Source organism: Cupriavidus numazuensis (assembly GCF_905397435.1).
Lineage (GTDB): Bacteria > Pseudomonadota > Gammaproteobacteria > Burkholderiales > Burkholderiaceae > Cupriavidus > Cupriavidus numazuensis.
The window spans coordinates 44,759-56,982 of sequence record NZ_CAJPVI010000027.1 but is presented as its reverse complement, the minus strand read 5'-3'; the positions used below and the strand labels follow the sequence as shown (position 1 = coordinate 56,982).

General features: G+C 65.2%; 10 protein-coding genes. 2 read left to right on the top strand and 8 right to left on the bottom strand.

What is annotated here, in order from left to right:
• The first annotated feature begins 1 nt into the window (after position 1).
• Positions 2 to 193 carry a DNA gyrase inhibitor YacG gene (locus KHO41_RS21160; protein ID WP_011299110.1) on the top strand — a complete coding sequence of 64 codons (192 nt, stop codon included), beginning with the start codon at positions 2 to 4 and terminating at the stop codon, positions 191 to 193.
• A gap of 23 nt (positions 194 to 216) precedes the next feature.
• On the opposite strand, the gene KHO41_RS21155 is transcribed toward KHO41_RS21160, so the two are convergent.
• From KHO41_RS21155 to secA, 5 genes are all read right to left on the bottom strand, one after another.
• Entirely contained in the window at positions 217 to 2,256 is a 2,040-nt protein-coding gene (locus tag KHO41_RS21155) for an OPT family oligopeptide transporter (protein WP_211955253.1), read from the bottom strand.
• Positions 2,257 to 2,335: 79 nt separating this feature from the next.
• On the bottom strand, positions 2,336 to 2,764 hold the full coding sequence (locus tag KHO41_RS21150; RefSeq protein ID WP_211955252.1) for an NUDIX domain-containing protein: 429 nt from the start codon (positions 2,762 to 2,764) through the stop codon (positions 2,336 to 2,338).
• Positions 2,761 to 3,657, bottom strand: coding sequence for an ATP-binding protein (locus KHO41_RS21145; RefSeq protein WP_211955251.1), 897 nt, complete (start codon positions 3,655 to 3,657; stop codon positions 2,761 to 2,763). Before KHO41_RS21145 ends, KHO41_RS21150 begins: the two co-directional genes overlap by 4 nt.
• Before the next feature lie 201 nt (positions 3,658 to 3,858).
• Complete coding sequence (gene argJ / locus KHO41_RS21140; RefSeq protein ID WP_211955250.1) at positions 3,859 to 5,085, bottom strand: bifunctional glutamate N-acetyltransferase/amino-acid acetyltransferase ArgJ; 1,227 nt, start codon at positions 5,083 to 5,085, stop codon at positions 3,859 to 3,861.
• A 153-nt stretch (positions 5,086 to 5,238) separates the two neighbouring features.
• On the bottom strand, positions 5,239 to 8,013 hold the full coding sequence (gene secA / locus KHO41_RS21135; protein ID WP_211955249.1) for a preprotein translocase subunit SecA: 2,775 nt from the start codon (positions 8,011 to 8,013) through the stop codon (positions 5,239 to 5,241).
• Between the two features lie 401 nt (positions 8,014 to 8,414).
• Here secA and KHO41_RS21130 point away from each other — a divergent pair, with 401 nt between their 5' ends.
• Positions 8,415 to 8,921, top strand: coding sequence for a DciA family protein (locus KHO41_RS21130; protein ID WP_211955248.1), 507 nt, complete (start codon positions 8,415 to 8,417; stop codon positions 8,919 to 8,921).
• 60 nt (positions 8,922 to 8,981) lie between these two features.
• On the opposite strand, the gene lpxC is transcribed toward KHO41_RS21130, so the two are convergent.
• The 3 genes from lpxC to ftsZ all read right to left on the bottom strand — a co-directional run bounded on the left by lpxC (position 8,982) and on the right by ftsZ (position 12,155).
• Complete coding sequence (gene lpxC, locus KHO41_RS21125) at positions 8,982 to 9,899, bottom strand: UDP-3-O-acyl-N-acetylglucosamine deacetylase (protein ID WP_211955247.1); 918 nt, start codon at positions 9,897 to 9,899, stop codon at positions 8,982 to 8,984.
• Positions 9,900 to 10,052: 153 nt separating this feature from the next.
• Positions 10,053 to 10,559 (bottom strand): peroxiredoxin, encoded by a 507-nt coding sequence (locus KHO41_RS21120; RefSeq protein WP_211955246.1) that lies wholly within the window; start codon positions 10,557 to 10,559, stop codon positions 10,053 to 10,055.
• 399 nt (positions 10,560 to 10,958) lie between these two features.
• On the bottom strand, positions 10,959 to 12,155 hold the full coding sequence (gene ftsZ, locus KHO41_RS21115) for a cell division protein FtsZ (protein ID WP_211955245.1): 1,197 nt from the start codon (positions 12,153 to 12,155) through the stop codon (positions 10,959 to 10,961).
• Between the last annotated feature and the right edge of the window lie 69 nt (positions 12,156 to 12,224).

The window sequence follows — 12,224 nt, the reverse complement described above, 5'->3', positions numbered from 1 at the left end:
CATGCCTGCCGTCGTCAAATGCCCCACCTGCGGCACCAAGGTGGAATGGATTCCCGAGAACAAGTTCCGCCCGTTCTGCTCCGAGCGCTGCAAGCAGATCGACCTGGGCGCGTGGGCGTCCGAGAAGTATGTGATCGGCAGCAAGCCCGGCGAAACGCCTTCGCCCGACCTGCCTGAAGACGAGGACGACTGAGTCGTCCCTGTCCCGCAGCGCAGTCAGTGCGCCGCGGCCAGCACGCGGCGGTAGAACCCCACGCACACCAGCACGAATACGGCCAGCCCGAGCCATTCGGCCATGCCGGCAAAGCCCTCGCCCACCACGGCCAGTGGCGCATCCTTGCCGGACAGGCCGATCACGGCCGCCAGCAGCACCCCGATCAGGCTTTCCCCGACGATCAGGCCCGAGGCCAATAGCGTGCCGCGGCGTTCGGCATGTTCGAGCGCCAGCTTGACGTCGTCGCCACGTGCGATAGCGCGGCGGCGCTCGGCGCGCAGCAGGACCCACGCCAGCACCGCGCCCACCACCAGTGCCGAACTGATCGTCGGCGGCAGGTAAATGCCGATGCCGACGGCCAGCACCGGCAGGCGCGCGGTACCGCCACGGCGGCGCAGCATCTCGTCGATCACGATCAGCACCACGCCAAGCGCGATGCCGATCAGGATCATGTTCCAGTTGAGCTTGTGCGTGAAGATGCCGGTGGCGATGGCTGTCATCAACGTGGCCTGCGGAGCGGCCAGCGCCTGGCCCGGGTCCATGCCCGCGCGCGGCAATGCGCCGGCAAACCCGTACGCGTTGTAGAGCAGTTCCAGCACCGGTGGGATCACCGCCGCACCGACCGCGCAGCCGATCAGCAGCGCGACCTGCTGGCGCCACGGCGTCGCACCCACAAGCCAGCCGGTCTTCAGGTCCTGCAGGTTGTCGTTGGAGATGGTCGCCACGGCCAGCACGGCCGAAGTCGTGAAGATGGCGAGTGCAATGGCGAACTTGCTGCCTTCGGGCGTATCGAGCAAGCCATCGGCCGTGCCGATCACGAGGATCAGCAGCGACACGAGAATTACCGCGATGATGCCGATACCCGAGATCGGGCTTGCGGATGACCCCACCAGGCCCGCCATATAGCCGCACGCGGCCGCGACCAGGAAGCCGAACACGAACGCAAACAGCACCGCGCAGCCGACCAGGCGCCAGCGTGCGCCTGCGTCGAGCGGCGCCGGCATCATGAAGTAGCCGAAGGTGACAGCAAGCACCACCGCCAGCACGACGGCAAGCACGCCGATCCAGCGCACCGGCATGTCCTGCTGCGTGCGCGGCACCCCGGCGCCGCCCGCCGCGCCTGCGCCCTTGATCGCGCCCAGTGAGGCACGGATGCCGTCGAGCATCGGCTTCGCCAGCGTGATCAGCGTCCAGATCGCCGCGATACCGATCGTGCCCGCGCCGATGAAGCGCACCTGCGTGCTCCACACCATGGTGCCGAAGGCCTGCAGCGTGGCGCCTTCCGGGCGCGGCGTGATGGCCGTCAGCCACGGCACGGCGATGCCCCACGTCAGCAGCAGGCCGAGCAGCATGGCCAGCCCGCCGACGATGCCGACGAGGTAGCCTGCACCGACCAGTGCGAGCGAGAAGCCCATCGAGAACCGCACTACCGAAGCGCCAGCGGCGAGCCACAGGTTCGCTCCCTCCGCGAGCAAGCGCAGCCCGCCCGCGGCGAAGCTGAACACGCCCGCCACGAGACCGCCGGCCAGCAGGTCGGCCAGACCGGTGCCCTGCTTCTTCGCGCCCGGCGCCGCGTCCTGCCCGGCACTGCCTACGCGCAGGATTTCCGCGGCGGCCACACCTTCCGGATACGGCAGCTCGCTCTGCACCACCATCGCATGGCGCAGCGGGATGCTGAACAGCACGCCAAGCATGCCGCCGGCCGCGCAGATCGAGAGCGTCTGCCAGAACGGGAAGCCCTGCCAGTGGCCCAGCATCACCAGGCCCGGCAGCACGAAGATGATCGACGACAAGGTGCCCGCGGCCGAGGCCTGCGTTTGCACCATATTGTTTTCGAGGATATTGGCGCCCGGGAACAGGCGCAGCACCGCCATGGAGATGACGGCGGCGGGAATCGCCGAGGAGAAGGTCAGCCCGACCTTGAGACCCAGATAGATATTGGAGGCGGTGAACACCACCGTGATCAGCGCCCCCAGGATGATGCCGCGCAGGGTCAGCTCAGGCAGGGAAATGTCGTCGGCAACGCGATCTGCACGTAGCATACGGGTCCTTTCTTGCTGTTGTTATGCCGGCGCGATCACGGGCGCCGCGGCCGCAGGGGCGCGGGTAAAGCTCGAATTGTCAGGCGGGCCGGGATTCTTCGCCCAGCCATTCGACCACCGGGATGGTGGCCGGCAGCAGCGGTTCCACGGTCACGGGAACCGTCTGCCAGGAAAAAGCCTGCCCTTCGCGGCCGACCGGGTCGCCGCGCCAGGCCGTGACCTTGCAGAAATGCAGCCGTACGTACGCGTGCGGGTAATCGTGTTCGAGCACGTGCCAGCGCACGCACTCGGTGATGTCCAGGCCCAGCTCCTCATGCAGCTCGCGCGCGAGCGCGGCTTCGACGGTCTCACCGGGCTCCAGCTTGCCGCCCGGGAATTCCCAGTAGCCCTCGTACGGCTTGCCGCCCGGGCGCTGCGCCAGCAGGAAGCGGCCATCGGGCTGCACCAGCACGCCCACCGCCACCTCGGTCACCTTGCGCGGCACCGCGTTATCTTGCGTCTGCGTCATGCGCCCTCCACATCCGCGATGAACGGCTTGCCATGCTTGCCGCCCCAGTCGCGCGCAAACTGCCACGCCACGCGGCCCGAGCGCGAGCCGCGCTCGAGTGCCCACACCAGCGCATCGCCACGCGCGGCCGCAATGTCCTCGTCGGTGCAGCCGAAATGCTTGAGCCAGTGACCGACGATCGACAGATACTCGTCCTGCTTCGGCGGGTAGAACGACAGCCACAGGCCGAAACGCTCGGACAGAGAGATCTTTTCCTCGACCACTTCGCCGGGATGGATCTCGCCGTCATCGGTGTGGCGGTAGGACTCGTTGTCCTTCATGTACTCGGGCAGCAAGTGGCGGCGGTTCGACGTGGCGTACACGAGCACATTGTCCGACTGCGCGGCGACCGAGCCGTCCAGCGCCGACTTGAGCGCCTTGTAGCCCGACTCGCCCTCCTCGAACGACAGGTCATCGCAGAAGATCACGAAGCGCTCGGGGCGCTGCGAGACCTGCTCGACGATATCGCCGAGATCGCCCAGATCGCTCTTGTCCACTTCCACCAGACGCAGCCCGTCCTTGACGAAGGCATTGAGGCAAGCCTTGATCAACGACGACTTGCCGGTACCGCGCGCGCCGGTCAGCAGCACGTTGTTGGCGGGCAGCTGGTTCACGAACTGGCGCGTATTGGCGACGATGGCGTCCTTCTGGCGCTCGATGTTCTTGAGGTCGTCCAGATGGATCGGCGGCAACTGGCGCACCGGCTGCAGGTAGCCGATATTGCCGAACAGGCTCTGCCGCTTGCGCCAGCGGAACGCTACCGCCTCCTGCCAGTCCGCATCCGTGAGCTGCGGCGGCAGCCACTGTTCGAGTCGGGCGAGGAAGTTGTCGAGGCGGGAGGCGAGGTCAGACATGGCAGTGGGGCAAGTGGAACGTAGGCAATGAGAATGAACTGGTACCGATTGTTCTAGCTCCCTCTCCCCTCAGCGGGAGAGGGTTGGGGAGAGGGGTAGTTTAGTTGGGCACCACGCTAAATGAAACGCCGGCCCTCTCCCCCAGCCCCTCTCCCCCAGCCCCTCTCCCGCAAGCGGGAGAGGGGAGCAAACAAACAGTGCTTAAGAGCGGTAGTCCGCGTTGATCGACACGTAGTCGTGCGACAGATCGCAAGTCCACACCGTGGCCTCGGCATTGCCGCGACCCAGCGCGATGCGCACGGTGATTTCGGCCTGCTTCATCACGCGCTGGCCGTCTTCTTCACGGTAGTCGGGATTGCGGCCGCCGTCGCGCGCGACCCAGACGTCATCGAGCCACAGGTTGACGCGGTCGACATCGAGATCGTCCACACCGGCATAGCCGACCGCGGCCAGGATACGGCCGAGGTTGGGGTCCGAAGCGTAGAACGCCGTCTTGACCAGCGGCGAGTGGGCCACGGCGTAGGCGATCTGGCGGCATTCGGCCACGTCCTTGCCGCCTTCCACGCGGATGGTCATCAGCTTGGTGGCGCCCTCGCCGTCGCGCACGATCATCTGCGCGAGTTCCTGCGCCAGGCTGGTGACAGCCTCGCGCAGCGCCTCGAAGGCCGGCCCTTCGGCGCGATCGATGGCGGCGCCCGACTTGCCCGTGGCGATCAGCACGAACGAATCGTTGGTCGAGGTATCGCCGTCGATCGTGATGCTGTTGAACGAGTGATCCGCAGCATGCGACACCAGCGCTTGCAGCACCGGCTGGGCCACGGCCGCGTCGGTGGCGATAAAGCCGAGCATGGTCGCCATATTCGGGCGGATCATGCCTGCGCCCTTGCTGATGCCGCTCAGCGTGACCGTCTTGCCGTCGATCTGCACCGTGCGCGATGCCGCCTTGGGCTGCGTGTCAGTGGTCATGATCGATTCGGCGGCGGCCAGCCAGTTGTCGGCCTTCGCATTGGCGATAGCCGGCGCCAGGCCAGCCAGCAGGCGGTCCATCGGCAGTTGTTCGAGGATCACGCCGGTCGAGAACGGCAGCACCTGATTCGCGGCGATGCCGAGCTGGCCAGCCAGCGCGTCGCACGTGGCACGCGCATTGGCCAGGCCGGTCTCGCCGGTCCCGGCATTGGCGTTGCCAGTGTTGATCACCAGCGCGCGGATACCCTTTCCGCCAGCAAGGTTCTCGCGGCAAACCTGCACCGGCGCGGCGCAGAAGCGGTTGCGCGTGAACACGCCAGCGACCGTGCTGCCTTCGGCCACACGGACCACGAGCACATCCTTGCGGTTGGCCTTGCGAATGCCGGCCTCGGCCCAGCCGAGCTCGACGCCGGCAACGGGTTTCAGGTTTTCTGCCTGCGGCAGCGGAAGATTGACGGGCATATCGGCTCCTGTCCTGTAGTCCTGTGGTCCTGCTTGACCTGTCTGTTCAGTCGTCAGACGAACATGCCCGCTTGGCGCGGGCATGTCGTTACCTCTTCGCCCCTTCCGCTACGGCGGCAAGGGCAATCCTGCATGGCGCGGCTGGCGCGGGGCTCAGCTCAGCTTGCCGTGGCACTGCTTGAACTTCTTGCCCGAACCGCACGGGCAAGGATCGTTGCGGCCGACCTTCGGCATGCCTGCCACCGCCATTTCGGCAGCCAGCGCGGCACCCGTGCGCGGCGACGGCGCGTCTTCCACGGGCTCGCGGCCCTCGGCGAACTCGTCGTGCTTGTACTGGACGTTCTCCAGGTGCGACAGGCCTTCTTCGATCTGCTCCGAAGCCTGCTCCAGCTCTTCCGGCGACTGGATCTGCACGTTGAACGTCACGCGCGTGACTTCGTTCTTGATCACGTCCAGCAGGCGCGCGAACAGTTCGAACGACTCGCGCTTGTATTCCTGCTTCGGATCCTTCTGCGCATAGCCGCGCAGGTGGATGCCCTGGCGCAGGTGGTCCAGCGCGGCCAGGTGCTCGCGCCAGTGCGAGTCGATGCTCTGCAGCATGACCGAGCGCTCGAAGCCCGCGAACGATTCGCGGCCCACCATCGCCACCTTGCCTTCGTAACGTTCCTCGGCCGCCTTGAGGATCATGTCGAGCAGCGCTTCGTCCTCGATGCTCTGCGCGCCTTCGATGGTCTTGGCCAGCGGCAGCTCCAGGCCCCAGTCCTCGCGCAGGCGGTTTTCCAGGCCGGCGATATCCCACTGCTCTTCCATGGTGTCGGCCGCCACATGCTCGCGGAACAGCTCGATCAGCACACTTTCGCGCAGGTTCTTGACCATTTCGCCGACGTCGTTGGCTTCGAGCACGTCGTTGCGCAACTTGTAGATTTCCTTGCGCTGGTCGTTGGCAACGTCGTCGTACTGCAGCAGCTGCTTGCGGATATCGAAGTTGCGGCCCTCGACCTTGCGCTGCGCCGATTCGATCGAGCGCGTAACGATGCCGGCCTCGATCGGTTCGCCCTCGGGCATCTTCAGGCGTTCCATGATGGAACGTACACGGTCACCGGCGAAGATACGCAGCAGCTGGTCGTCCAGCGACAGGTAGAAACGCGACGAACCCGGGTCGCCCTGGCGGCCGGCACGGCCACGCAGCTGGTTGTCAATACGGCGCGACTCATGGCGCTCGGTGCCCACGATATGCAGGCCGCCGAACGACTTGACCTGCTCATGCAGCGACTGCCATTCGTCTTTGAGCTGCTGGATACGCGCGGCCTTGTCGGCGTCCGACAGGTTCGGGTCGATCTCGATAAAGCCCGCCTGCTTCTCCACGTTGCCGCCGAGCACGATGTCGGTACCGCGGCCGGCCATATTGGTCGCGATGGTGATCATCTTCGGGCGGCCAGCCTGGGCCACGATCTCGGCCTCGCGCTCGTGCTGCTTGGCGTTGAGCACCTGGTGCGGCAGCTTTTCCTTGTTGAGCAGGTCCGACAGGTACTCGGACGTCTCGATCGAGGTCGTGCCGACCAGTACCGGCTGGCCACGGTCGTAGCAGTCGCGGATATCGCGCACGACGGCGTCGTAGCGTTCCTTCGACGTCTTGTAGATCTGGTCCTGCAGGTCCTTGCGCTGTGCGGCGCGATTAGTCGGGATCACGACCACTTCCAGGCCGTAGATCTCCTGGAATTCGTAGGCTTCCGTGTCGGCCGTGCCGGTCATGCCGGCCAGCTTGGTGTACATGCGGAAGTAGTTCTGGAACGTGATGGTCGCCAGCGTCTGGTTTTCCTGCTGGATCGACACGCCTTCCTTGGCTTCCACGGCCTGGTGCAGGCCGTCCGACCAGCGGCGGCCCGTCATCAGGCGGCCGGTGAATTCGTCGACGATCACGACTTCGTCGTTCTGCACCACGTAGTGCTGGTCGCGATGGAACAAGCTCTGCGCGCGCAGGGCCGCGTACAGATGGTGCATCAGCGTGATGTTCTGCGGCGCGTAGAGCGATTCGCCCTCGCCGATCAGGCCTTGCTGCGCCAGGATCTCTTCCGCCTTTTCGTGACCGGCCTCGGTCAGGTAGACCTGATGGCCCTTCTCGTCCACGTAGTAGTCGCCCGGCTTCTCCACGCCCGTGCCGTCGGCCTTTTCCTCGCCGATCTGGCGCTCGAGCAGCCTCGGGATGCCGTTCATGCGCTGGTACAGGTCGGTGTGGTTCTCGGCCTGGCCCGAGATGATCAGCGGCGTACGCGCCTCGTCGATCAGGATCGAGTCCACTTCGTCGACGATCGCGTAGTTCAGCGGACGCTGCACGCGCTGCGACGGGTCATAGACCATGTTGTCGCGCAGGTAGTCGAAGCCGAACTCGTTGTTGGTGCCGTAGGTGATGTCGGCGTTGTACGCAGCCTGCTTCTCGTCATGCGCCATCTGCGACAGGTTCACACCCACCGACAGGCCCAGGAAGTTGTACAGGCGCCCCATCCACTCAGCGTCGCGCTGGGCCAGGTAGTCGTTGACGGTCACCACGTGCACGCCCTTGCCGGTGATGGCATTGAGGTACACGGCCAGCGTCGCGGTCAGCGTCTTGCCCTCGCCGGTGCGCATTTCGGCGATCTTGTTGTCATTGAGCACCATGCCGCCGATCAGCTGCACGTCGAAGTGGCGCATCTTCATGATGCGCTTGCTGGCCTCGCGGCACACGGCAAAGGCCTCGGGCAGCAGCGACTCGAGCGACTCGCCGCCAGCGTGGCGCTGCCGGAAGGTCTCGGTCATGCCGCGCAGTTGGTCGTCCGAGAGCTGCTCGAACTTGGGCTCCAGCGCGTTGATCTGCTCCACCGTGCGGCGGTATTGTTTGATCAGCCGTTCATTACGGCTGCCGAAGACTTTCTTGAGAAGGCCCGTGATCATCGAGTGCTTTCACCTGCGCGGTCCGGACCGGCGACCCATGTACGGGCAGCCCCAGCCGTGCCAGGCATGGATAGATTGGCGCAAAACGCCGAGTTTATCATGTGCCGGGGTCACGGCCGGGACAGCAGCAGCCGTGTTGCCAACACCCCGCAAGCCCCGGCGCGATGTGGATTTATTGACAGATCGGGGCGGATCGGCAAGGTTCAATCGCCAGTTGCCCAACGGCTTGCCGTGGCGGCCGCGGAAGTCCTCCCGCGGCCGTCAGGAAATCGTGCCGCTTGCGTGGCACGCCGTTCACATGGGCCTCCAAATGCAGGGGCGGGCCGGTCGAGCGGCCTCGCCTGCCCCGGCCAGAACGGCCATGCCGGAACACCGGCCTGCCAAGTTGTTAAAATGTGTTGATGCGCCTGTTCACCCACCACGCCCTGCAGACCCCGGCAGCCAAGCCTCTCAATGACTGGCTGGCCAAGGCCGGACCTGTCTCCGCGCTGATGCAGACCGCGCGGGAGCTGGCTTCGCTGGAAGCGGAGGTGCTGTCACTGCTGCCGCCCGGCATGCGCAACGGCATTGCCGTTGCCGGCGTCAAGCGGGACGGGCGGGGACCTCAGCAGGAACAGGTGCTGCTGTTACTGGCCGCGCATGGCGCGGCGGCGGCGCGTGTGCGCCAGGTGGTGCCGACGTTGCTGTCCCGCCTGCAGGAGCGGGGCTCGCAGGTCAGTGCAATCCGGGTACGGGTACAACCGGAGGCGACGCGGCACAGTGACTGGGATACCGGGCCCGTGGTGCGGCCGCGGACCAACGGGAAGATGACCGCCGTCGGGCTGGCCAGCCTCGATGAACTGGCGCGCAGTTTGCCGCCTTCACGGTTACAGGACGCGTTGAAGACCTTGCTCTCGCATCATCGGTAGGATCACAAGAACAAAAAACCGGCCTTCTGGCCGGTTTTTTGTTTTCGGTGCCTGCTCCGATCAGGCAAACGCCGGCTGCACCTGCGGCAGGAACGCGACGGGCGCATCCTCCACGCGATCGAACGTCACGATCTCATACGCTTCCTGGTCAGCCAGCAACGCACGCAGCAACTGGTTGTTCAACCCGTGACCCGACTTGTGCGCCACATAAGCGCCAATCAGCGGATGGCCGACCACATACAGGTCACCGATCGCATCCAGGATCTTGTGGCGCACGAACTCGTCGCCATAGCGCAGCTCTTCATTGTTGAGCATGCGGTGCTCGTCCAGCACGATCGCATTGTCGAGACTGCCACCGCGAGCCAGGCCCATCTCGCGCAAGGCTTCCACTTCATGGGCGAAGCCGAAGGTGCGCGCACGCGCGATTTCACGCACGTAGCTGGTATCGGCAAAATCGATCTCGAAGTTCTGGCCGGTCTTGTCGACGGCCGGATGGCGGAAATCGATCGTGAACGACAGCTTGAAGCCGAAGAACGGTTCCAGGCGCGCAAGCTTGTCGCCCTCGCGCACTTCCACGGCCTTCTTCACGCGGATAAAACGCTTGGCGGCATTTTGCTGTTCGATACCGGCCGATTGCAGCAGGAACACGAACGAAGCCGCGCTGCCGTCCATGATCGGAATTTCTTCGGCGTCGACGTCGACATAGAGGTTGTCGATGCCGAGGCCAGCGCAGGCCGACATCAGGTGCTCGACCGTCGAGACGCGCGCACCATCCTTCTGCAACACCGACGCAAGGCGCGTGTCACCGATGGCTCCGGCAGCCGCGGGGATTTCGACGGCTTCGGGCAGGTCTACGCGGGTAAAGACGATACCGGTGTCGGCCGGTGCCGGCCGCAGGGTCAGCGTCACTTTGCGACCCGAGTGCAGACCGATGCCGACCGTCTTCACCAGGGACTTGATGGTGCGCTGTTTGAGCATGGCGGCCTCAGTAATTATTAAAACCTATCAGGTTTCATATTCGATTAAGTGATTTTACCACTGCTAGGGAAATCCCGCTAAGACACTTTGTTTCGGTGTGTTAATACATGCACATCACGTGTCATTTGCGACACACCGAATTGAGAATCTGTGTCAGCCGCGCAACGCCTCTAGCATCGCTTCCGCGCTGCTGACCTTGAATTCGCCGGGCGCCTCGACCTGCAGGTGGGTCACGACGCCATCGTCCAGCATCATGGCGTACCGCTTGGAGCGCACGCCCATGCCGCGCGCAGAGAGATCCTGGTCAAGACCCAGTGCACGGGTCCATTCTGCGCTTCCGTCGGCCATCATGCGCACCTTGCCTTCGGTGTGCTGTTCGCGGCCCCAGGCGCCCATCACGAACGCATCGTTGACCGAAACGCACCAGACCTCGTCCACACCCGCACCGCGCAGGGCCTGTGCTTCGGCCACGTAGCCGGGGACATGCTTGGCCGAGCAGGTCGGCGTGAACGCACCAGGCAAGGCGAAGACCACGATCTTGCGTCCCTTGACGAGATCCGCGACGCGGAAGGCATTGGGGCCGAGCGAGCAGCCTTCGCTCTGGGTATCGAAGAATTCCTGCAGCGTGGCGTCCGGCACGCGTTGTCCGACAGCGATCATGGTGGGTGACTTCCTGTCAAAAAGGGAGGGAGTTGAAAGCCTGCCGGCAATCATAGGCGCCATGGCGCGCTCGTCCAAGGACGATGACATCCGGTGGCATTTCGATACAGCTTGCTACAAAAACGTCCGCGCGGCGCGCCTTGCAGCGCGCCGCGCGGACGGCGACACATCCCGACCGGGAGGGCGGGAACCAGTCCGGGGAGGCGGCCAGCGGCCGCCCGTCCCGGCGACAGGATGTGAACGGAGGCGGTTCAGCGCGGACGCGGCATCACCGGCAGCCCGGGCGGGTCACACCATCCATGCAAGGCACGCGCGGATAGGGAGCGCTGCGTGCTTCGCGACAAGGACGTGCAATCCGTCAGGGACCGGCCCTGCGATGCTGGATCCGGCCGCTCCGGCTCAGTCTGCCTGCTTGCGCAGGAAGGCCGGGATATCGTACGTATCCACACCCTTTTCCTGCAGCGCCGCCACGTGGGCCGACGCCGATTCACGCGAGCTGCGCCACACGGCCGGGGTATCCAGGCCGCTGTAGTCGGGCGAGCTGTGGTGCGTGGTGGCGGCCGCAGCCATGCCAGCCATCATCTGCACCGGCATGTTGTCGGTACCGGTCTTCAGCAGCGTCATCGGCTGCTGCTTCTTGGCCGAACGGCCCAGGCCCGTCGCCACAACAGTAACGCGCAGCGCATCGCCCATCGCGTCGTCATACACCGTACCGAAGATCACGGTCGCATCTTCCGCGGCGTAGCTGCGGATGGTGTTCATGACTTCCTTGGTTTCCGACAGCTTGAGCGAACGGCTGGCGGTAATGTTGACCAGCACGCCGCGCGCACCGGACAGATCCACGCCTTCCAGCAGCGGGCTGGCCACGGCCTGCTCGGCAGCCAGGCGGGCGCGGTCCACGCCCGACACGGTCGCCGTGCCCATCATGGCCTTGCCCTGCTCGCCCATCACCGTCTTCACGTCTTCGAAGTCGACGTTCACCAGACCATCGACATTGATGATTTCGGCGATACCGGCGACGGCGTTGTGCAGCACGTCGTCGGCGCACTGGAAGCACTTGTCCATCTCGGCGTCATCGCCCATGACTTCGAAGAGCTTCTCGTTGAGCACGACGATCAGCGAGTCGACCGAGCTTTCCAACTCGCTCGAACCGTGTTCGGCCACCTTGGCGCGCCGTGCGCCTTCGAACTCGAACGGCTTGCTGACCACGCCCACGGTCAGGATGCCCATTTCCTTGGCCACCTGAGCGACGATCGGCGCGGCGCCGGTACCGGTGCCGCCGCCCATGCCGGCAGTGATGAAGACCATGTGCGCACCGCGCAGCGCGTCCGCGATCTGCTCGCGGGCCTGCTCGGCGCAGTTGCGGCCGACTTCCGGCTTGGCGCCGGCACCCAGGCCCGAATTGCCGAGCTGCAGCACGCGCGAAGCGGTCGAGCGCTTCAGCGCCTGCGCGTCGGTGTTCATGCAGATGAACTCCACACCTTGCACGCCGCGGCTGATCATGTGCTGCACGGCATTTCCGCCCGCGCCGCCCACACCAACCACTTTGATGATGGTGCCGTCCATCACTTCCGTTTCGATCATGTCAAAGTCCATCACTGCCTCCGAGAAAAATCAGTCCCCAGACGTTGCAGCCTCCCCGCCGCAACCGCTGGTTCCTGAACA